The sequence below is a fragment of the Pseudomonas sp. 2,4-D genome (genome assembly GCF_030418155.1).
GTDB lineage: Bacteria > Pseudomonadota > Gammaproteobacteria > Pseudomonadales > Pseudomonadaceae > Aquipseudomonas > Aquipseudomonas alloputida.
In genome coordinates this window covers 126,585-148,634 of record NZ_JAUHUI010000012.1, presented here as the reverse complement: position 1 = coordinate 148,634, position 22,050 = coordinate 126,585, and the positions used below count along the sequence as shown (strand labels likewise).

Annotated in this window: 20 protein-coding genes; 17 read left to right on the top strand and 3 right to left on the bottom strand. The window is 61.0% G+C overall.

Features of this window, described 5'->3' with window-relative positions:
* Positions 1-268: 268 nt before the first annotated feature.
* Both QYE47_RS11905 and QYE47_RS11900 read right to left on the bottom strand, forming a co-directional pair.
* Positions 269-1,489, bottom strand: a complete 1,221-nt coding sequence (locus tag QYE47_RS11905; protein WP_070383342.1) for a CaiB/BaiF CoA-transferase family protein — start codon at positions 1,487-1,489, stop codon at positions 269-271.
* A 13-nt stretch (positions 1,490-1,502) separates the two neighbouring features.
* Complete coding sequence (locus QYE47_RS11900; protein WP_014589281.1) at positions 1,503-2,684, bottom strand: acyl-CoA dehydrogenase; 1,182 nt, start codon at positions 2,682-2,684, stop codon at positions 1,503-1,505.
* A 160-nt stretch (positions 2,685-2,844) separates the two neighbouring features.
* Here QYE47_RS11900 and QYE47_RS11895 point away from each other — a divergent pair, with 160 nt between their 5' ends.
* The 10 genes from QYE47_RS11895 (at position 2,845) to QYE47_RS11850 (ending at position 12,653) form a co-directional block, all read left to right on the top strand.
* Positions 2,845-3,762, top strand: a complete 918-nt coding sequence (locus QYE47_RS11895) for a LysR family transcriptional regulator (RefSeq protein WP_014589280.1) — start codon at positions 2,845-2,847, stop codon at positions 3,760-3,762.
* A gap of 419 nt (positions 3,763-4,181) precedes the next feature.
* A complete protein-coding gene (locus tag QYE47_RS11890; RefSeq protein ID WP_014589279.1) occupies positions 4,182-5,303 on the top strand; it encodes a Re/Si-specific NAD(P)(+) transhydrogenase subunit alpha in 1,122 nt (373 codons plus the stop codon).
* Positions 5,304-5,314: 11 nt separating this feature from the next.
* Positions 5,315-5,629, top strand: a complete 315-nt coding sequence (locus QYE47_RS11885; RefSeq protein WP_003252914.1) for an NAD(P) transhydrogenase subunit alpha — start codon at positions 5,315-5,317, stop codon at positions 5,627-5,629.
* Positions 5,630-5,631: 2 nt separating this feature from the next.
* Positions 5,632-7,068: an NAD(P)(+) transhydrogenase (Re/Si-specific) subunit beta gene (locus QYE47_RS11880; protein WP_003252919.1), complete on the top strand. Its 1,437-nt coding sequence runs from the start codon at positions 5,632-5,634 to the stop codon at positions 7,066-7,068.
* A 186-nt stretch (positions 7,069-7,254) separates the two neighbouring features.
* Positions 7,255-8,748: an acetyl-CoA hydrolase/transferase family protein gene (locus tag QYE47_RS11875; protein ID WP_003252922.1), complete on the top strand. Its 1,494-nt coding sequence runs from the start codon at positions 7,255-7,257 to the stop codon at positions 8,746-8,748.
* 373 nt (positions 8,749-9,121) lie between these two features.
* Complete coding sequence (locus QYE47_RS11870) at positions 9,122-9,337, top strand: DUF1127 domain-containing protein (RefSeq protein WP_003252924.1); 216 nt, start codon at positions 9,122-9,124, stop codon at positions 9,335-9,337.
* Positions 9,338-9,645: 308 nt separating this feature from the next.
* Positions 9,646-9,963 carry a DUF2388 domain-containing protein gene (locus tag QYE47_RS11865; protein ID WP_014589278.1) on the top strand — a complete coding sequence of 106 codons (318 nt, stop codon included), beginning with the start codon at positions 9,646-9,648 and terminating at the stop codon, positions 9,961-9,963.
* Positions 9,964-10,050: 87 nt separating this feature from the next.
* Positions 10,051-10,344, top strand: a complete 294-nt coding sequence (locus QYE47_RS11860) for a DUF2388 domain-containing protein (protein ID WP_014589277.1) — start codon at positions 10,051-10,053, stop codon at positions 10,342-10,344.
* 36 nt (positions 10,345-10,380) lie between these two features.
* Complete coding sequence (locus QYE47_RS11855; protein ID WP_003252932.1) at positions 10,381-10,701, top strand: DUF2388 domain-containing protein; 321 nt, start codon at positions 10,381-10,383, stop codon at positions 10,699-10,701.
* Positions 10,698-12,653, top strand: a complete 1,956-nt coding sequence (locus QYE47_RS11850; protein ID WP_070383341.1) for a DUF4105 domain-containing protein — start codon at positions 10,698-10,700, stop codon at positions 12,651-12,653. Before QYE47_RS11855 ends, QYE47_RS11850 begins: the two co-directional genes overlap by 4 nt.
* Positions 12,654-12,691: 38 nt before the next feature.
* Here QYE47_RS11850 and QYE47_RS11845 read toward each other — a convergent pair whose 3' ends face one another.
* Positions 12,692-13,093, bottom strand: coding sequence for a GFA family protein (locus QYE47_RS11845; protein WP_019436589.1), 402 nt, complete (start codon positions 13,091-13,093; stop codon positions 12,692-12,694).
* A 267-nt stretch (positions 13,094-13,360) separates the two neighbouring features.
* Here QYE47_RS11845 and QYE47_RS11840 point away from each other — a divergent pair, with 267 nt between their 5' ends.
* From QYE47_RS11840 to QYE47_RS11810, 7 genes are all read left to right on the top strand, one after another.
* The gene (locus QYE47_RS11840) at positions 13,361-14,668 is read left to right on the top strand and encodes a CitMHS family transporter (protein WP_010951541.1); all 1,308 of its coding nucleotides are present in this window, start codon (positions 13,361-13,363) and stop codon (positions 14,666-14,668) included.
* A gap of 69 nt (positions 14,669-14,737) precedes the next feature.
* Positions 14,738-15,508, top strand: a complete 771-nt coding sequence (locus QYE47_RS11835) for a TerC family protein (protein WP_014589274.1) — start codon at positions 14,738-14,740, stop codon at positions 15,506-15,508.
* A 272-nt stretch (positions 15,509-15,780) separates the two neighbouring features.
* Positions 15,781-17,439 carry a Na/Pi cotransporter family protein gene (locus QYE47_RS11830; protein ID WP_070383340.1) on the top strand — a complete coding sequence of 553 codons (1,659 nt, stop codon included), beginning with the start codon at positions 15,781-15,783 and terminating at the stop codon, positions 17,437-17,439.
* Between the two features lie 30 nt (positions 17,440-17,469).
* The gene (locus tag QYE47_RS11825; RefSeq protein WP_014589272.1) at positions 17,470-18,876 is read left to right on the top strand and encodes a pitrilysin family protein; all 1,407 of its coding nucleotides are present in this window, start codon (positions 17,470-17,472) and stop codon (positions 18,874-18,876) included.
* A gap of 93 nt (positions 18,877-18,969) precedes the next feature.
* Entirely contained in the window at positions 18,970-19,995 is a 1,026-nt protein-coding gene (locus QYE47_RS11820; RefSeq protein ID WP_019436587.1) for a DUF5924 family protein, read from the top strand.
* 131 nt (positions 19,996-20,126) lie between these two features.
* Complete coding sequence (locus tag QYE47_RS11815; RefSeq protein WP_070383339.1) at positions 20,127-21,260, top strand: ABC transporter permease; 1,134 nt, start codon at positions 20,127-20,129, stop codon at positions 21,258-21,260.
* Entirely contained in the window at positions 21,257-22,048 is a 792-nt protein-coding gene (locus QYE47_RS11810) for an ABC transporter ATP-binding protein (protein ID WP_070383338.1), read from the top strand. The genes QYE47_RS11815 and QYE47_RS11810 overlap by 4 nt, the downstream gene beginning before the upstream one ends.
* Positions 22,049-22,050: the final 2 nt, after the last annotated feature.

Here is a 22,050-nt window from a genome sequence, read left to right as displayed (position 1 = left end):
GATCTCTCGTAGCGGGAGGCGAATCATACAGCACTTGGAAGCGCTGTCAACCATCATCTCAACCGCTTTCGATCATTCGACCGTAGCCCCTCCAGCTTTCCCTTCACTACTTAACTCATTGAATCTCAAGGAGTTTTTCGTTCCGTTGTCGCTGGAAGTGGGGCGCATTATAAGGGGATTCGAGAGGGCGTCAACCTTTAATTTCAATAACCGTTGATAGCGCAGAAAAAACAAAGCGGGGAGGCCTGACGGCCTCCCCGCTATTCATCTAGAGCACACCAGCACCACGAAGGCGCTGCACCTCGCCGACATCCAGCCCCAACACCTCCCCCAGCACCGCTTCGGTATGCTCGCCTAACAAGGGTGGCGCCCGACGATACTCCACTGGCGTTTCCGACAACCGTATCGGGCTCGCAACTTGCGGCACACTACCCGCCAATGGATGCGGAATATTCAACGCCAACCCGCGCGCCAGCACCTGGGGATCCTGGAACATCTGCGCCAGGTTATTGATAGGCCCACATGGCACTCCTGCAGCCTCCAACTGGGCCACCCACTCAGCCGTGGTCTTGAACACCGTAGCCTGGCGAATCAATGGTATCAGCTCAGCCCGGTTGGCCACCCGCAGCTTGTTGGTAACGAACCGAGGGTCCTCCGCCCATTGCGGCTGCCCGGCCACCTCAGCGAATTTACGGAACTGGCTGTCATTACCGACGGTAAGAATGAAATCGCCATCTGCCGTCGGAAAGTCCTGGTAAGGGACTATATTAGGATGCGCATTACCCAGCCGACGGGGAGGGGTGCCCGTGGTCAGGTAGTTCATCGCCTGGTTCGCCAGACAGGCCACCTGCACATCGAGCAATGCCATGTCGACATGCTGGCCGACACCTGTCTGATCCCGGTGGGCGAGGGCAGCCAGCATGGCGACCGTGGAGTACAACCCGGTCAGAATATCGGTAAGCGCCACACCCACCTTGACCGGCCCTGCGCCTTCTTCACCCTCCGGACGACCGGTCAGGCTCATCAGCCCACCCAACCCCTGGATCATGAAGTCATAACCAGCGCGCCTGGCATAGGGCCCGGTCTGACCGAAGCCGGTAATGGAGCAATAGATGAGCTGCGGGTTTACCGCCTTGAGGCTCTGGTAGTCCAGGCCATAGGCAGCCAGCCCACCCACCTTGAAGTTCTCTATGACGATGTCGCACTTCGCCGCCAGTTCCCGCACCAGCCGTTGCCCCTCCGGCTGGGTAAAGTCGATGGTCACTGAGCGCTTGTTGCGGTTGGCCGACAGGTAGTAAGCCGCCTCACTGGTGTCCTCACCTTCGACATCCTTGAGGAAAGGCGGCCCCCATGAGCGGGTATCGTCGCCACTGCCTGGGCGCTCGACCTTGATCACGTCGGCGCCAAGGTCAGCCAGAATCTGACCAGACCACGGGCCGGCCAACACGCGCGAAAGGTCTAGCACCCGCAGATGTGATAGCGCGCCCATGGCTTGCTCCTTATTAATAGAACGCCTGGATACCAGTCTGCGCACGCCCCAGGATAAGTGCATGCACGTCGTGGGTACCTTCATAGGTGTTGACCACCTCCAGGTTAACCAGATGGCGGGCCACACCAAACTCGTCGGAGATTCCGTTGCCGCCCAGCATGTCACGCGCCATACGGGCGATATCCAGCGCCTTGCCGCAGGAATTGCGCTTCATGATGGAGGTGATTTCCACCGCAGCCGTCCCTTCATCCTTCATGCGCCCCAGACGCAGGCAGCCCTGCAGCGCCAGGGTGATTTCGGTCTGCATGTCGGCCAGCTTCTTCTGTATCAACTGGTTGGCGGCCAGTGGTCGACCAAACTGCTGACGATCCAGGGTGTATTGGCGGGCGGTGTGCCAGCAGGCTTCAGCGGCACCCATCGCACCCCACGAAATACCATAGCGAGCCGAATTCAGGCAGGTAAACGGGCCCTTGAGCCCCCGCACGTCCGGGAAGATGTTCTCTTCTGGCACGAACACATTATCCATGACGATTTCGCCAGTGATCGAGGCGCGCAGGCCAACCTTGCCATGAATTGCCGGGGCACTGAGGCCTTGCCAGCCTTTTTCCAGTACGAAGCCACGGATATCGCCTGCATCATCCTTGGCCCACACCACGAACACATCGGCGATGGGACTGTTGGTGATCCACATCTTGCTGCCGGTCAGCCGGTAGCCCCCGTCGACCTTTCTCGCCCGGGTAATCATCGAGCCAGGGTCGGAGCCATGGTTAGGCTCGGTCAAACCGAAGCAACCGATCCACTCGCCACTGGCCAGCTTGGGCAGGTACTTCTGCTTTTGAGCTTCGGTGCCAAATTCGTTGATCGGCACCATCACCAACGACGACTGCACACTCATCATCGAGCGGTAACCCGAGTCGATACGTTCCACTTCGCGAGCAATAAGGCCGTAGCACACATAGTTCAGGCCGCTGCCACCGTATTGCTCGGGGATGGTTGCACCCAACAGGCCGACTTCACCCATCTCGCGGAAGATCGCGGGGTCGGTCTGCTCGTGGCGGAAGGCCTCGAGCACACGCGGCGCCAGCTTGTCCTGGGCGAACTGATAAGCGCTGTCACGCACCATGCGCTCTTCTTCAGTGAGCTGCTGATCCAGCAGCAGCGGGTCGATCCAGTTGAAGCTTGCTTTACCGGCCATGAGCGAATCCTCGAAATAGGGGGCAGTTTCTTGTGCCTTTGAGCCTAGGCCTGATCGGCCACGGGGACAAACGAGGATTGCGCACCGATTAGTGATATTTTGTCACTCCGTAAATCGGCAAAACGCCTAATTGACAGCCTTACAAGTGAGGTTGACGTACATGCGCCGTAAGATCCCCAGTACCGCCGCCCTGATTTGCTTCGAGGCGGCAGCCCGTAACGAGAGCTTTACCAAGGCTGCTCAGGAACTCGCGCTGACCCAGGGTGCCGTCTGTCGGCAGATCGGTGGCTTGGAAGCCTTCCTTAATGTGGAACTGTTCCGTCGGTCGCGCCGCGGCGTAAGGCTGACCGAAGCCGGCCTGTCCTACAGTCGCCAGGTGGCGGCCCAACTGGACGCCGTGGAACGCGATACCTTGTCGGTAATGCGCCAGCAAGGCGCCAATGTGATCGAGCTGGCGGTAGTTCCGACGTTTGGCACTCAATGGCTGCTTCCACGGCTCAAGGACTTCCAGCAGTGCCATCCGGAGGTCACAGTCAATCTCACCAACCGCACCCGGCCATTCCTGTTTGCCGACACTACCTTCGATGCCGCCATCTATTTTGGTGATGCGGACTGGTCAGGCACCCAGTCGCACCAACTGATGGGTGAAAACCCGGTACCTGTGTGCAGCCCGGCGCTGCTGAACGACCAAGGCATGCTCGAGGCGCGCCACATCGCGCAGCTACCACTGCTGCAGCAGAGCACACGCCCGTATGCCTGGCGGCAATGGTTCGGAAGTGTTGGGATGAATGTGGAGCGCGACATGACAGGCCCGCGCTATGAACTATTCTCGATGCTCGCCCAGGCGGCCATGCACGATATGGGCATTGCCCTGATACCGCCGTTCTTGATCCAGCGGGAGTTGGAGGAGGGAAGGCTGGTGGTCGCTAACAGGCATGCCCTGAGTAGCGACAAGGCCTACTATCTGATGATTCCAGAGCGCAAGGTGGAGTCGGCGTCGCTACGCGCCTTTCGCGACTGGCTGGTAGGTCAGGCTCAGGCCTACATAAATAGCTCAGGGACAAACGCGACAAATTGACCCTGTAGTCAATTATTTTAAACACCTACAGATGTATGTATATGTCGCATATTCGCAAACTGTAACGCAAGCACAAAAACACCCTTTAACCGTGCTCAGTACGCGGCTTTGCGGGTTATTTTGCGACATCCAACTAGTCGTAAGCGAATTGGCCGCTTTTTTTTTGATTTTTTCTCCTAATCTGCCAATGGCGCATGTTTGACGGGCTGCAACCCTATAGCTGCGACAAGCGGTCACAGGGTGACTTGTAGTTTTGACTTCGTTTCGCTCCAGAACCGGTTGAAGGCCTTCGGGTTCGTCTGCAAAATGCTTCGCCCCGCCCGGGATCCGGCGGGTTGGCGCTCCACAGCCGCCCCAGCGCACCATCCGAAGTGTGCTGGCTTCTACAAAGACAAAAGGTCACCGCAGGAGAAATAGTCGTGCACATTGGTGTTCCTCTCGAGACGCAGACCGGTGAGACAAGGGTCGCAGCGACCCCCGAAACCATCAAGAAACTGATTGGCCAGGGCCATCAGGTCACCGTTCAACGGGGGGCAGGGCTCAACGCCGCCATTCCGGACAGTGCCTATGAAGCCGTGGGTGCTTCCCTTGGGAGCGCCGCCGATGCCTACGGCGCCCAATTGGTACTCAAAGTGGTCGCCCCCAACGACCAGGAACTGGCCCTGATCAACAGCGGCAGCCTTCTGGTGGGTATGCTCAACCCCTTCAACGGTGAACTGATCGGCAAGATGGCCGAACGCGGTATTACCGCCTTCGCCCTGGAAGCCGCACCACGAACCTCGCGGGCGCAGAGCCTGGACGTGCTGTCGTCGCAGGCCAACATCGCCGGCTACAAGGCCGTGTTGCTGGCAGCCCATCACTACCCACGCTTCATGCCAATGCTGATGACCGCTGCCGGTACCGTTAAGGCCGCACGCGTGCTGGTACTGGGCGCCGGCGTTGCCGGCTTGCAGGCCATCGCCACAGCCAAGCGCCTGGGTGCGGTGATCGAAGCATCCGACGTTCGCCCGGCCGTGAAAGAGCAGATCGAATCACTGGGTGCAAAATTCATCGACGTGCCATACGAGACCGACGAGGAGCGAGAATGCGCCGAAGGTGTTGGCGGGTATGCCCGACCAATGCCGGCAAGTTGGATGCAGCGCCAGGCGCAGGCCGTGCACGAGCGCGCCAAGCAGGCCGATATCGTCATCACCACCGCGCTGATCCCCGGGCGCAAGGCGCCGACCCTGCTAAGCGCCGAAACCGTGGCGCAGATGAAGCCTGGCTCGGTGGTCATCGACCTGGCTGCAGCCCAAGGCGGCAACTGCCCGCTGACCGTCGCAGACCAGGTGGTGCAGGAGAACGGCGTGACCATCGTCGGCCCGACCAACCTGCCGGCCCAGGTGAGTGCCGATGCCTCGGCACTGTATGCACGCAACCTGCTGGACTTCATGAAGCTGCTGTTCGACAAGGATGGCGCGCTGATCATCAACCTCGAAGACGACATCGTCGCGGCCTGCCTGATGTGCCGTGATGGTCAGGTCGTCCGCAAAAACGGCTAAGGAGCACGACAATGGAAGACATGCTGATTTCCCACGGCATCTATAACCTGATCATTTTCGTGCTGGCCATCTATGTGGGCTACCACGTGGTGTGGAACGTCACCCCGGCGCTGCACACCCCACTGATGGCGGTCACCAATGCCATTTCGGCAATCGTCATCGTCGGCGCCATGCTGGCCGCAGCCCTGACCGTGACCCCGGCCGGCAAGCTGATGGGCACCCTGGCCGTGGCCCTTGCCGCAGTCAACGTGTTCGGTGGCTTCCTGGTCACCCGCCGCATGCTTGAAATGTTCAAGAAGAAAACCAAGAACGAGGCGAAGAAGTAAGCATGAGCATGAATCTGGTAACGCTCCTCTACCTCGTCGCCTCGGTGTGCTTCATCCAGGCGCTCAAGGGCCTGTCGCACCCGACCACCTCGCGGCGCGGCAATCTGTTCGGCATGATCGGCATGGGGCTCGCCATCCTCACTACGGTTGGCCTCATTTATAAACTCGGGGCTGAACTTGCCACTGCCGGTATCGGCTATGTCATCGTCGGCCTGCTGGTCGGCGGCACCGCCGGTTCAATCATGGCCAAACGCGTCGAAATGACCAAGATGCCCGAACTGGTCGCCTTCATGCACAGCATGATCGGCCTGGCCGCGGTATTCATCGCCATCGCCGCCGTACTAGAGCCGCAGTCGATGGGTATTGTGGCTGCCATCAGCGACCCGATCCCCACCGGTAACCGCCTGGAGCTGTTCCTCGGGGCCGCCATCGGTGCCATTACCTTCTCCGGTTCGGTGATCGCCTTTGGCAAGCTGTCGGGCAAGTACAAGTTCCGCCTGTTCCAGGGCGCACCGGTACAGTTCGCTGGCCAGCACAAACTGAACCTGATCCTTGGCCTGACCACCATCGCCCTAGGCCTGCTGTTCACTTTCACTGGCCACTACAGTGCCTTCACCCTGATGCTGGTCCTGGCCTTCATCATGGGTGTGCTGATCATTATTCCGATCGGCGGCGCCGACATGCCAGTGGTGGTGTCGATGCTCAACAGCTACTCGGGGTGGGCAGCGGCCGGCATCGGCTTCTCGCTGAACAACTCGATGCTGATCATCGCCGGTTCCCTGGTAGGTTCGTCCGGTGCCATCCTCTCGTACATCATGTGCAAGGCGATGAACCGTTCGTTCTTCAACGTCATCCTTGGCGGCTTCGGTGGCGATACCGACACTGGCGCGGCGCAAGGTTCGCAAGAACAGCGTCCGGTGAAGTCCGGTTCGGCTGACGATGCCACCTTCCTGCTCAGCAACGCCGACAGCGTGATCATCGTTCCGGGCTACGGCCTGGCGGTGGCCCGCGCACAACACGCGCTGAAAGAGCTGACCGAGAAGCTGACCCACAACGGCGTGACCGTGAAGTATGCGATTCACCCGGTGGCGGGCCGCATGCCCGGGCACATGAACGTACTGCTGGCCGAGGCTGAAGTGCCGTACGATCAGGTATTCGAGATGGAAGACATCAACGCCGAGTTCGGCCAGGCCGACGTGGTGCTGGTGCTGGGCGCCAACGACGTGGTCAACCCGGCGGCGAAGAACGATCCCAAGTCGCCAATCGCCGGCATGCCGATCCTCGAAGCGTTCAAAGCCAAGACCATCATCGTCAACAAACGCTCGATGGCCAGCGGCTATGCCGGCCTGGACAACGAACTGTTCTATCTGGACAAGACCATGATGGTGTTCGGTGACGCCAAGAAGGTCATCGAGGACATGGTCAAGGCGGTGGAGTGACACCAGCCGCTGCAAACCAGCTGATATAAAGGAAGCCCTGGTCAGAATCTGCCGGGGCTTTTCTTTTATTGATCCGGATCAACGGCTCAAATACAAGGCTTCTCATACGACCATGGTCGTGGGACGGCAATGGGCGAAATCTCTAGACTGCGCTGCAGTAGTTTCAGTAGCCCGAGATAACAATCCATGTACCGTGATCGTATCCGCTTGTCCTCCCTGCACAGCAAGGTAATGAGTGCGGCTGATGCCGCTGGTCTGATCGAGGACGGCATGACTGTCGGCATGAGCGGCTTCACCCGCGCCGGCGAAGCCAAGGCCGTACCGCATGCACTGGCCGAACGTGCCAAGCAATCGCCACTGAAAATCAGCCTGATGACCGGCGCCAGCCTGGGCAATGACCTGGACAAACAACTGACCGAGGCCGGTGTGTTGGCCCGCCGTATGCCGTTCCAGGTCGACAGCACCCTGCGCAAAGCCATCAATGACGGTCAGGTGATGTTCATTGACCAGCACCTGTCGGAAACCGTCGAGCAATTGCGCAACCAGCAGCTGAAGCTGCCGGACATCGCGGTCATCGAAGCCGTGGCCATCACCGAGCAAGGCCACATCGTGCCAACCACTTCGGTGGGCAACTCGGCCAGCTTCGCGATCTTCGCCAAGCAGGTGATTGTGGAGATCAACCTCTCGCACAACACCAACCTCGAAGGCCTGCACGACATCTATATCCCAACCTACCGCCCGACTCGCACGCCAATCCCGCTGGTCAAGGTAGACGACCGTATCGGCAGCACCGCGATCCCGATCGATCCGGCCAAAATCGTCGGTATCGTCATCAGCGACCAGCCGGATTCGCCGTCCACTGTGCTGCCACCAGATGATGAAACACAGGGCATCGCCGACCACCTGATCAACTTCCTCAAGAAGGAAGTGGATGCAGGCCGTATGACCAACAAGCTCGGCCCGCTGCAAGCCGGCATTGGCAGCATTGCCAATGCGGTGATGTGCGGCCTGATCGAATCGCCGTTCGAAGACCTGACCATGTACTCCGAAGTGCTGCAGGACTCCACCTTCGACCTGATCGACGCCGGCAAGCTTAGCTTCGCATCCGGCAGCTCGATCACCCTGTCGACGCGCCGCAATGCCGATGTGTTCGGCAACCTGGAGCGCTACAAGGACAAGCTGGTGCTACGCCCGCAGGAAATCTCCAACCACCCGGAAGTGGTACGTCGCCTGGGCATCATCGGTATCAACACCGCACTGGAGTTCGATATCTACGGCAACGTCAACTCCACCCACGTCTGTGGCACCAGGATGATGAACGGCATCGGTGGCTCCGGCGACTTCGCCCGTAACGCCCACCTGGCGGTGTTCGTCACCAAGTCGATTGCCAAAGGCGGGGCGATTTCCAGCGTGGTGCCAATGGTCAGCCATGTCGACCACACCGAGCACGACGTGGACATCCTGGTCACCGAGCAGGGCCTGGCGGACCTGCGTGGCCTGGCGCCGCGCGAACGGGCGCGAGCGATTATCGACAACTGTGTGCACCCAGACTACCGCGCTGCGCTGAACGACTACTTTGACCGCGCCTGCCAGCGTGGCGGCCATACCCCGCACATCCTGCGTGAAGCCCTGAGCTGGCACGAAAACCTGGAAGAAACCGGGCGCATGCTGGCCAGCTGATCCAGATGTGGTACGGAACGGCGGCCCTGCTTCCGCTGTTCCGGCCTCTTCGCGGGCTTACCCGCGAATGGGGCATAACAGTCAAACCTTTCTATCACTACGCCACCCCTCTATCAGCAGCATAAACTGTACTACTGTACTGGTGTTTTCATACCTTCCCGACTGACAAATCCCCTTCTTCGAATCGAAACGCACCAAATAAGTGCGGACCAGTACAGTTACGCCTATTTCGAGTGCAACAGTAGGGTTACACAGTTAACTGAGCCATCGTCTTTCCACCGAACTGTATCTACTGTTATGGACGACAGAGGAGGATCATTGGCATCAGTTAAATCACTACCTAATGCCGCCATAAGCGGAAGGATGAAGCATCATGGAACGTACCCTCAGTTCCGGTCTGGTTTTTGAAAGCAACGCCCAGCAATCCAACACTTCGCTGCCACTGCGCGCATTGTCGACCCTGCTGCTGTGGCAGCGCCGTATGACCAGCCGTCGTCAACTGGCTCGCCTGGACTCCCGCCTGCTGGCAGACGCCGGTATCAGCGAGTCGCAGCGTTACGAAGAGCTGAGCAAGCCTTTCTGGCGCTAAGCTCCCGGCTTGCCGGCTTCGCCGGCACCGTGAATTCCTCAAACCCGTTGCAGGTGACTGCAGCGGGTTTTTTATTGCCCGAGAGACGCGCAGTCGCGTGCTTCAGATCGCGACCAGTACAGTTTTACAAATACGAAAATTCGCCTTAACAGTTGTCTGACACAGCAGTCGTTGTCATCTCTACGCAGCACTGCGTGGTACGCTTGGCCTAACCGTCTGCTAGAACCCGTTGATGAAAACGTACCGTGACGAGCCCTGCAAACGTCCGATACAGCAGAACCAACCTGACCTACCCAGGAGTCCACATCATGAACCGTAAACACCTGCTTGGCGCCGCCCTGCTGCTTGGCCTGGCTGGCACTGCCAATGCCACCAGTTTCGTTGTCACCACCGACGCGGTAGTGGGCGCCGTTGCTGCCTCCACCGACGCCACATCCGACGTGAGCTCTTCCTTCCGCGACGACAAGATTGTCCAGGCAGCCCGCGATGACGCAGCCAGCTTCGTCGGCACTCAGGGCGCTATCCGCGGCGCCCGACTGGAAAGCGCCTTTGTGCACATCCGTTCGAACATGCCGGCCCTGCAAGCCAGCGATGCACAGCTGGCCCAGGCCATCCTGGCACTCTGATACGCGCCATGCACAACAGGTGCGTTGGCTTCGGCCCTCGCACCTGAGTTAGGCTTCGCCGTTCATTTCCAGCCTTCAAGAAAGCTTATGCGTTACCTGTTGCCATTGCTGTTCGCCGCCGCAGGCATGGCCAGCGCCCATGCCATGGATACCACCACACAAAGCCTGGTCATCACCGGCTATGTCACCAGCCAGGTCACAGCCGCACCATTCGATCGCAAATTGGTCACACAGGCCCGCGACGATGCCGCCGCATTCGTTGCCAGCGGCGGGCTGATCCGCGGTGCACGCCTGGAAGCCGCCCTGGAATCATTACGCCACAATTGCGCACGGCACGCCGTCGGCGATCTGGAACTGGCGCAGGCAATTCTCGTCCAATAACTACATCTGACTCCCTGTATTTTTCGGAGATGCTCCATGCGCAAACCGCTGATTGCCGCTTCCCTCGGCATGCTCCTGCTGGCCGACCTGGCCCAGGCACAGACCCTGGTGGCCACCAGCAACATCATCGTGCGTGCCTTTGGCCGTTCGATCGACTTCACCTCAGACACCACCACCTCGATCCGCGACTCCAAAGTGGTGCGCGAAGCCCACGACGACGCTGCAAGCTTCGTCGCCAGCAACGGTGACATCCGCGGCGTCCAACTCGAGGCGGCCTTCAATACCCTGCGCGAGCGAGTACCGGAAGCGCGCGGCGCCAGCGACCAGGTATTGGCTGAAGCCATACTCGCACTGTGAAGCGCGTGCGTGCCTGGCTGCTCGGCTGCGCCTTGACGCTGCTCGGCACGCCCGCCTTGGCCGACCTGCAGCTTGAGCTGCAGGCGTCCGGCCTCGACCCACAACAAACACAAGCCTCCCAGGCCCTGCTCGACGAGGCCATGGGCAAGCTGCCACCGCACTTCAAGCAACAGCTGGACCGCCACGTGCGGGTCAGCTGGAGCGACAACATGCCTGCCGACGCCTATGGGCAGGCTTCCCTGATATCCACCCTCGAGCTCAACCGCCGCTTGCTGCCCAGCCTCGCCGATGGCAGCGCCGCCGCCGAGCGCACCGACCGCCCACATGGCACGGTGCGTGAAGAGCTGCTGGCCACCGTGCTGCACGAGCTCACCCATCTCTACGACCGTGCCCGCCTGTGGCCCAGCACCGAAAATTCGCTGATTGCACGCTGTAAGCGCCAGCAAGGCACGCTGGGCAAGGTCGGCCTGCCGGAAGAATGCCGCGGGCAGGCCGAGCGTCGCTTCACCCTGAGCGACGACCCACGCCTGCTCGACCTGGCCGGGTGGCAGCAGTACGTGGGCCGACGCGGCGAGCGCGAACAGCACAATGGCCAATTCGTGCGCAGCCCCGACAGCTATGAGTTGAGCAGCCCCAAGGAATACATTGCGGTCAATATGGAGTATTTCCTCCTCGACCCGAGCTACAGCTGCCGTCGCCCGGCGCTGTATCAGTACCTCCGCGAACACTTCGGCTGGGCACCCCAACAGGACACCTGTGCCAAGGGCCTGCCATTCATCAATGCCGGCAGCGACTTCGCCCGCCAGCCGCTAGGTGAAATCGACCCAGAGCGGGTCTACGAAGTGGACTATCTGCTGGCTGAAGCCAATCAGAACCTGGTCAGCCGCTGGGGACACAGCATGCTGCGCCTGGTGATTTGCAAGCCGGGCCGCCCACGTGGACCAGACTGCCGCCTGGACCTCGATCAAAGCCTGGTGCTGTCGTACCGCGCCTTCGTCAACGACGTGCAACTGTCCAGCTGGGACGGGCTGGTCGGCAACTACCCGTCGCGGCTATTCGTGCTGCCGCTGGGCCAGGTGATCGACGAATACACCAAGACCGAGCTGCGCAGCCTGGCCTCAGTGCCCTTGAAGCTCAACCGCGACGAAATCGAGAACCTGGTGCGCCAGGCCGCCGAGATGCACTGGAGCTATGACGGCAACTACTGGTTCCTGTCCAACAACTGTGCAGTGGAGTCGTTGAAGCTGCTGCGCAGCGGCACCGCCAATCCACGCCTCAACGACCTGGACAGCATCATGCCCAACGGTTTGCTGGCCGTGCTCAAGGGCAGGGGGCTGGCAGACACCAGCGTGCTTGATAACCCGCGCGAAGCATTACGCCTGGGCTACCGCTTCGATTCTTACCGCGACCGGTACCAGGCCATGTTCGAGGTGCTGAGAAAGCAATTGCCAATCAAGCAAGCTCTGGTTGAAGACTGGCTGGCCCTCAATGCCGAGCAGCGCCGTAGCTGGTTCGCCAAGGCTGACCTGCGCACCAGCGCGGCACTGCTTCTGCTTGAGCAGGCCAGCCTGCGCCGGCAGCTTCTGCTGGCCCAGGACGAGGTCAAGCAGCGTTACCTGAATGCCGCAGCATTGAAGGATGGCAGCATCAACAAAGCCGATGCCACGCTCAAGCAAATGCTTGCCAACAGCGGTTTTCTCAGCCGCCCGGCAGAGTTGCTCGATTCCAAAGGCTACGGGCTGCCGCAGCCAGAAGAGCGCAAGCACCTGGAGCAGGTGAGCAGAGAGCGCCAGGCACAGCTGTTGCGCTTGAGCACCAGCCTGGACAAAGAGGTGAGGGCGCTGCTGGAGCCGTCGCGGGCCAAGGAAATTGCAGCGGTCGAGGCCAACGTGAAACAGATCGGCGAGCACTTGCGGGCGTTGCACAAGGCTGCTGGTGGCCTGCAGTTGTGATGTATGAAGGGCTGGCCCTTTCGCGGGCAAGCCCACGCCTACAGGCGCTCCTCATCTTCCGAGGGCAAATCCTCATCCAGATGCAACCAGGGCAACCGGCTGCCTACCCAGATATGCCGGTTGGCTCGTACCCGCTCAGGGTGATCCAGCGTCGCCACCGTCACATCGATCGTCTGGGGGCTATGAGTGGTCACCAGCGCCACATGCGCCCCACACTGCCCACAGAAGTAGCGGCTGCAACTGGCAGGCGCCACATAGCAGCTCGGCTCGCCCGTTAACCACTGGAACCCAGAACGGGGCAGGGTAAGCCAGGTGACCACCAGTCCACCGCTGACCCGCCTGCAGATCGAACAATGACAGTGGGCAATGTCCGTCAGGTTGCCCTCCAGCCGATAACGCAGGGCTCCACAATGGCAGCCACCTTCGGTTACATCCTGCATCACCTACCTCTCGTCACCTTTGCTTCAGCGAAAGCTGGCTGAAAGCTTGCCCTTTTAGGATAGCGCCCACTACCGGCACAAGACCGGTCAGCCAGGGCACCCGGTCAATACCGCGCCCGGCCCAATCAACAACAACAATGGTGATTCTGATGTATTCCTGTGCCCGCCTTTTCGTAGTCCCCCTCCGCATGCTCCCCGCACAGCGCCCTACGCGCTGATACGCCCGAATCGACTGTCCTTTCGCCGCGCCACGCCTGGAGTATTGCCATGCTGACCTTCCTCGGCTTTGCCATGGTCATCACGTTCATGTACCTGATCATGACCAAGCGCCTTTCGGCCTTGATCGCGCTTATTCTGGTACCGATCCTGTTCGCCCTGTTCGGTGGTTTTTCCGCCAAGATCGGCCCCATGATGCTAGAGGGCATCAGCAAGCTCGCACCTACCGGCGTGATGCTGATGTTCGCCATCCTCTATTTCGCCCTGATGATCGATTCCGGCCTGTTCGACCCGGCCGTTCGCAAGATCCTCAAGCTGGTCAAGGGCGATCCGCTGAAAGTCTCGGTCGGCACCGCTGTACTGGCCCTGGTGGTCTCGCTCGACGGTGACGGTGCCACCACCTACATGATCTGCTGCGCCGCCATGCTGCCGATGTACAGCCGCCTGGGCATGAGCCCGCGGATCATGGCCGGCCTGATCATCCTCGCCGGCGGCGTGATGAACATGACCCCGTGGGGTGGGCCGACCGCTCGTGCTGCCAGCGCCCTGCACGTAGACCCGTCAGACATCTTCGTGCCGATGATCCCGGCCATGCTGTTCGGTGTGTTGGCGATCCTGGCCATTGCCTACATGTATGGCAAGCGTGAGCGTGCCCGCCTGGGCGAACTGCATCTGCCTACCGACGACATCGACCACAGCGAAATTACCGTTTCGCAGTACCCGGACGCACGTCGGCCCAAACTGCTGTACTTCAACGGTGCCCTGACCGCCGCCCTGATGGTCGCGCTGATCGCCGGCCTGCTGCCGCTGCCAGTGCTGTTCATGATTGCCTTCAGTATCGCCATGATCGTCAACTATCCGTGCCTGCAACAGCAGAAGGACCGCATCGCCGCCCACGCCGGCAGCGTACTGGCCGTGACCGGGCTGATCTTCGCCGCCGGCATCTTTACCGGCATCCTGTCCGGCACCGGTATGGTCGACGCCATGTCCAAGAGCCTGCTGGCGGTCATCCCCGAGGCGCTGGGTCCATACTTGGCCGTAATCACCGCGATCGTGAGCATGCCGTTCACGTTCTTCATGTCCAACGATGCGTTCTACTACGGCGTGCTGCCGGTCCTGGCCGAGGCCGCTAGCCACTATGGCATCACCCCGGTAGAAATGGCCCGTGCGTCGATCGTCGGGCAGCCGGTACACCTGCTCAGCCCGCTGGTACCCTCCACTTACCTGCTGGTGGCCCTGGCCGGTATCGAGTTCGGCGATCATCAGCGCTTCACGCTCAAGTGGGCAGTGCTGGTATGCCTGTGCATAATGCTCGGCGCACTGCTGATGGGGATTTTCCCGCTGTTCAGTAGTCTTTAATAAACCCGTATCACGTACGCGACGCGCCCTGACCGGGGCGCGTTGCCATTACCGCTCGAAGGAAAATACATGGAATGGCTGACCAGCCCGGAAATCTGGGTTGCCTTTTTCACCCTTACCGCGCTTGAGATCGTCCTCGGTATCGACAACATCATCATGATCTCGATTCTGGTCAGCCGCATGCCCAAGCACATGCAGCCACGCACCCGGATCTTCGGCCTTGCCTTGGCCATGGTCACCCGTATCATGCTGCTGCTGTCGATTACCTGGGTGATGCGCCTTACCGCCGACCTGTTCGTGGTCTTTGGCCAGGGCATCTCCGGGCGTGACCTGATCCTGTTCTTCGGTGGCCTGTTCCTGCTATGGAAGAGCTCGCAAGAGATCTACCACGGCCTGGAAGGCGAGGACGAGAACGCAGAGGAGCCCAAAGGCGCAGGTGGCAAGTTCTTCTACACCATCATCCAGATCGCCATCATCGACATCGTGTTCTCGCTGGACTCGGTGATCACCGCAGTGGGTATGGTTTCCCACGTACCGGTGATGGTCGCCGCCATCGTAGTGGCTGTGCTGGTGATGATGCTGTGCGCCGGCGCCATCAGCAATTTCATCGACAAGCACCCGTCGCTGAAGATGCTCGCGCTGTCGTTCCTGATCGTGGTCGGTACAGTACTGATCGCCGAAGCGTTCGATGTGCACGTGCCGAAGGGCTATGTCTACTTCGCCATGGCCTTCTCGCTGGGGGTGGAAGCCATCAACATCCGCATGCGCACCGCCATGGCCCGCAAAGATGGCAAGGATCATGACCCGGTGAAACTGCGCAAGGACATTCCGGGTCAATAAGGTCAAGGAAGTACAGCACAGCAAGGGCCCTTCGCGGGGCCCTTTTTCATGCCCGTTTTTCTGTACTCGATCACTGTAGGAGCGGGTTTACCCGCGAAGAGACCCATACAGGCGATCATTCATTTGAGTTCTATTTCAAATATATGACTGCCATGCGAAGCTGGCGACAGCTGCGCAAAACAACTAAAGCTTTGAGTGAGCACTGAAAATTCTTCAAACGCTCACGTTTCTTTTCTTGGCCCGCTGGGCCTATGCAACAGGGGGCCTTCGCCATGCTGACCCTGCTCAACCTGCTCTCGGCCGTTACGCTTCTGGTCTGGGGCACCCACATTGTGCGTACCGGCATCCTCCGGGTATTCGGCTCGAACCTGCGGCGCATCATCAGCCAGAACATGGACAAGCGCCCGCTGGCATTCATCGCCGGTATTCTGGTCACGGCCATGGTTCAAAGCAGCAACGCCACGGCCATGCTGGTCACCTCGTTCGTCGGCCAAGGCCTGATGGCCATGACCCCGGCCTTGGCCATCATGCTGGGTGCCGACGTGGGTACCGCACTGATGGCCCGAGTACTGACCTTCGACCTGTCCTGGCTGTCGCCGCTGCTGATCTTCCTTGGTGTGATCTTCTTCCTTTCGCGCAAGCAGACACGGGCCGGCCAATTGGGCCGAGTTGGCATCGGGCTTGGCCTGATCATCCTGGCACTTGAGCTTATCGTGCAGGCAGCTGCGCCGATCACCCATGCCCAGGGTGTGAAAGTGCTATTTGCCTCACTGACCGGCGACATCATGCTCGACGCTCTGGTCGGTGCAATGTTCGCCATGATTTCCTATTCCAGCCTGGCCGCCGTTCTGCTCACAGCGACACTGGCCGGCGCCGAACTGATCAGCTTGCCGGTAGCCATCGGGCTGGTGGTCGGCGCCAACATCGGCAGTGGGCTGCTGGCCTTCATCAGTACCAGCATGCAGAACGCCGCCGGGCGTCGGGTGGCCTTGGGCAGCCTGCTGTACAAGCTGATCGGCCTGGTGCTGATCATCCCTGTGCTGCACCCGCTGGTGGAATGGATGGACTCGCTGAGTTTCAGCCCTCAGGAGCTGGTCATCGGTTTTCACCTGCTCTACAACACACTGCGCTGTCTGATCATGCTGCCCACGGTCAAACCGATGGGTCGGCTGTGCAACGTCCTGCTGCCTGAACGGGAAACCGGCAATGGTCAGGTGCGCCCGCGCCACCTTGACGCCTCGGCCCTGGAAACGCCCAGCCTGGCGCTGGCCAACGCCGCCCGCGAGACTTTGCGCCTGGGGGACATCGTCGACAGCCTGCTCGAAGCGATGCTTGGAGCCCTGCGTGGCACCCAGACCGCCTTGCCACAGCAAGTTCGCGCCTTGGGCGAAGACGCCGAAGCCCTGTACAGCGCAATCAAGCTGTACTTGGCGCAGATGTCACGGGAAGACCTCAGTGAACAGGACAACCGCCGCTGGGCTGAAATCATCGAGCTGGCAATAAACCTCAAACTCGCCTGTGACTTGATCGAACGCATGCTGCGCAAGGTTCAGCAGCAGAAAACCAGCCAGCGTCGGGAATTTTCCCAGGTAGGCCTGGAAGAACTGACCGGCCTGCAGGAGCAATTACTGGCCAATCTGCGCCTGGGCCTGTCGGTGTTCCTCAGTGCCGACCCGGAAAGCGCCCGCTTGCTGCTGCGGGAAAAACGCCGGTTCCGTGCCCAGGAACGGCGCCTCGCACACGCCCATGTCAGCCGCCTGCAGCGCAAGGTCGTGCAAAGTATCGAGACCAGTTCGCTACACTTGGAGCTGATCGCCGACATGAAGCGGTTGAACTCTTTGTTCTGTAGCAGTGCCTATGTGGTACTGGGCGGCTCGGACACCGGAGGGCTGATGCTCGACAGTGTGCCCGATGAAGCCCGCCAGCCGTGATTTCTCCTAGCTGAGGACCCTCGCTCGCCCATGCGTTGCCTGATGTTCGTTTGCCTGCTGATCTGCAGCCTGCCCTCGTTCGCCCTCGACCGCTCGCGGGTTGAAGGCTACCTGTTGCCTAATGGTCTGCAGGTCATCCTGAAAAACGGCTACGAACGGGACCATGTGGCGATTCGTCTAGTGGTCGGCGTGGGCCTGGATGATTTCGACTGCGAGCAGAAAGAGCTGCCACACCTGCTTGAGCACCTGTTGTTCAGTGGCATCGACGAAACAGGCGAAGGCGGGCTGGAAGAGCGCCTGCAAGCGCTCGGCGGCGAGTGGAACGCCTATACCAGCAGTGCCGACACCACCTTTGTAATCGAGGCCCCGGCGCGCAACCAGCGCAAGGTCCTCGACCTGCTGTTGGCAGTCATCCGCGATACCACCATCGACGCCAAGGCCTTGGCCACCGCCAAGCGCATCATAGAGCGTGAGGATGGCGGCCACTATGGCCACCTGCAGCGCTGGCTCGACCGCCAGGATATCGGCCACCCGGCCAACGACCAGTTGGCCACCGAGCTGGGGCTGAAATGCCCGGAGCGCTCCAACCTCGACGACATGACCTTGGCGCAAGTTCAGGCGTTGCGTGACCGCTGGTACGCCGCCAACAACATGACCCTGATCATGGTCGGTGGCCTCGACCGCCTGCTTCCGGCCTATCTGGAGCGGTCGTTTGGCGAATTGCCCGCCACTGAACCAGAAGAGCGCCGCAACCTTGAAAGCATCACCCGACAGGCCCAGCAGCGTCGCAACCTGACCCGCGGCTGGCTGGGTGATGGCGTCAAATTGCACTGGCTGTTCATCGAGCCGGTGCTGGACAACGACCACCAAGCCACCCTCGACCTGCTGTCGCACTACCTGGACTGGGCGCTGTACGACCAGCTGCGCCTGCGCAACGGGCTGTCCTACGGCCCCTCCGTGCAGCGCGAAAGCTTTGGCGACACCGGCCTGCTCAGCCTCAATGCGGACCTCGAGCGCGATGACATCGACAAGGCTGTCAAGGTGATGCAGGCCCTGTTCGACCACCTGCGCAAGGAAGGCCTGGACCCAGACACCTTCGCCCGCATCAAGGAAGCCAGCATCGCCAAGGAAAGCTGGAGCACCCAAGGCAACAGCGCCTTGGCCGACTACTACTGGGGGGCGCTGAACGACTATACCGACGGGCGCTTTGCCAGCCCGGTGCGCAAGCTGCGCCAGGTCAGCCTGGAACAGGCCAACGAGGCACTGAAGGATCTGCTCAAGGAAGATGGCTATGTGCGCATCGAAAAGCCGTTGCTAGGCTATGACGAGCTTTACGGGCTGATGGCCTTGCTTGTGGGGCTGTGCCTGGCAGCGGGGCTGTTGCGCTGGCGGCGGCATGGGCCTGAACGGCCCAGTGGTGCTACACGGCAGCAGTAAATAGGCGGTATCCTTTTGCCAGTACCGACCCTTTCGCAGGCTTGCCCGCGAAGAGGCTGGCATAGCCACCTCACTTTTCTGTCGTAGCCCCCAATGCCTCAAATCCCCCATATCGTCCAGCGCGTCATCGAACTCCTCAAGCGCTACCCAGGCATCATTGCGCTCGGCGGTTTCCTCTCCGGTATCGGCAGTTTCATCCTGGTCGACCGCCAGGCTGGCCTGGCCAGCTGGGTCGCCGTGCTCATGCTGGTCAGCTGGGTCTGGCTGATGCTGGAGAACACCCTCACCGGGCTGTTCGCGCGCACTTTCAACCGCGAGATCCCTCAGCCGCTGCTGCGCTATGCAACGCAGATGATCCACCAGGAAACGCTGTTCTTCGTGCTGCCGTTCTTTTTCATCACCACCACCTGGAACAGCGGTCAGCTGGTCTTCACCGGCTTGCTCGGCGCCGCCGGCCTGGTTTCGATCATCGACCCGCTGTACTACAAGTGGCTGGCACCGCGGCGCTGGCTGTTCCTGGCGCTGCATACCCTGACGTTGTTCGCCGCCCTGCTGACCGCGCTACCGATCATCCTGCATCTGACCACCGCACAAAGCTTCAAGCTGGCCCTGATCGCGGCCATGGCCCTGTCGTTCCCCAGCCTGGCCAGCAGCTTCCCGATCAACAACTGGCGCCGCGCCGTGGCACTGGTGCTGGTTACCCTCTCGGTCGGTGCCGGCGGCTGGCTGCTGCGCTCCTGGGTACCGCCGGCAACCCTGTGGATGACCGAGGTGGCGGTGAGTACCGAAGTAATGAACCGCCAACCGGGCGACTCGCTGGACGAAATTGCCGCCAGCCGCATCCGCAGCAGTGGCCTGTATGCCTACACCGCCATCAACGCGCCACGCGGCCTGAACGAGCGGATCTACCACGTGTGGCAGAAGGACGGCCAAGAGGTCGACCGCATTGCCCTGGACATCCACGGCGGGCGCAAGGAAGGCTATCGTGCCTGGACCCACAAGCAGAACTTCCCGCCCAACCCGGTAGGCAAGTGGCAGGTGAGGGTGCTGACCGAGGATGGGCAAGTGATCGGCGTGCTGCGCTTCAAGGTGGTCAATGATGCACCCGCGGGTAGTTGACCCCCTGCCTTGCGCAGCACAAGGCGGCTCCAGGTCACTGTTGCCAAGCGTACACACAGCACATAATCACCAAACAGCCCATGCCCCCTGCGCTATGATCAGCCCCTAAGCCTTAGCGCCGAGTCAATTGCATGGAGCCTATGACCACCCCCAGCGCCACCCTGGACGCCAGCAGCCAACCGGCCTGCCTGCGTATTACCGGTGACTGGACCCTGGCACACTACGCCAAACTCAAGCGCGAGAGCGAGCGCCTGCGCTCGCAGTGCCCTGCCGACACCGTCGCCGACCTCAGCCAGCTGGGCCGCCTGGACACTGCCGGCGCTTCGCTGCTGGCCGAACTGCTAGGCTCCGAGCGCCTGTCGCGCTGCACCCACGCGCTGCCTGAAGCCAGCCAGGCGCTGCTGAAAAACGTCTACTGTTCGGTCCAGGATTACTGCATCCCGGTCAAGGAGCCCGAGCGCAATGTGCTGTTGCTGCTGCTGGAGCGTATCGGCCGCGCCGTCGGCACGCTGTGGCAGGACAGCATGCAACTGCTTGGTTTCGTCGGTGTGATTCTGGAAACCTTGCTGCGCCGCGCCTTCCAGCCACATCGCTGGCGCTTCACTCCTGTGGTGGCACATATTGAGCAGACCGGGCTGGACGCCGCGCCCATCGTTGCGTTGCTGACCTTTCTGGTGGGCGCCGTAGTCGCATTTCTCGGCGCCACGGTGCTGGCCGACTTCGGCGCGACCATTTTCACCGTCGACCTGGTTGCGTTCTCGTTCCTGCGCGAGTTCGCCGTGCTGCTGACAGCCATTCTCATGGCCGGCCGTACTGCCAGCGCGTTCACCGCGCAGATCGGCTCGATGAAGGCCAACGAAGAAATTGACGCCATCCGCACTCTGGGCCTCAACCCCATGGAGCTGCTGGTGGTGCCGCGGGTACTGGCCCTGCTGATTTCGCTACCGTTGCTCACCTTTGTCGCCATGATCTGCGGCATCGTTGGCGGGGCGGTGGTATGCGCCCTGACGCTGGATATTTCGCCGGCCATGTTCCTGTCGCTGCTGCAAAGCGACATTGGCGTGCAGCACTTCCTGGTAGGCCTGGCCAAGGCACCGTTCTTCGCCTTCCTGATCGCCGCCATTGGCTGCCTGGAAGGCTTCAAGGTCAGCGGCAGCGCAGAGTCGGTGGGGGCACACACCACCTCGGCAGTGGTGCAGTCGATTTTTGTGGTCATCGTGCTGGATGCGGTGGCAGCGCTGTTCTTCATGGAGATGGGCTGGTGAGTGGCCACGATTGCGTAATCGAAGCCCGCGGCATCTGCAACCGCTTCGGCCGCCAGGTGGTGCATGAAAACCTTGACCTTGACCTGTACCGCGGCGAAATCCTCGCCGTGGTAGGCGGTTCAGGCAGCGGCAAATCGGTGCTTCTGCGCAGCATCATTGGCCTGCGCCGGCCCAATGAAGGGCAGATCAAGGTGCTCGGCCAGGACCTGACCGGCCTGCGCGATGAACAGCGTTCACTGGTCGAGCGGCGCTTTGGCGTGCTGTTCCAGAAGGGTGCGCTGTTCTCTTCGCTGACGGTGACCGAAAACGTGGCGTTGCCGCTGATCGAGCACGCCGGGCTGTCCCGTAGCGATGCCGAGCACCTGGCCGGGGTGAAACTGGCCCTTGCCGGGTTGCCGATCTCGGCTGCCGACAAGTACCCGGCCTCGTTGTCGGGGGGCATGATCAAGCGCGCAGCGCTGGCCCGCGCCTTGGCCCTGGACCCGGACATCCTGTTCCTCGACGAACCCACGGCTGGCCTGGACCCGATCGGTGCCGCGGCATTTGACCAGTTGATCCTTACCCTGCGCGATGCGCTGGGCCTGTCGGTGTTCCTGATCACCCACGACCTCGACACCCTGTACACCATCACCGACCGCATCGCGGTGCTGTCGCAAAAGAAGGTCCTGGTGGCCGGCCCGCTGGCCGAGGTCGAGAAGACCAACGACACCTGGATCCAAGAATACTTTCACGGCCCACGCGGGCGCGCAGCCGAACAGGCTGCCACCCGTGCCGGACAGGAGCGCTGAGC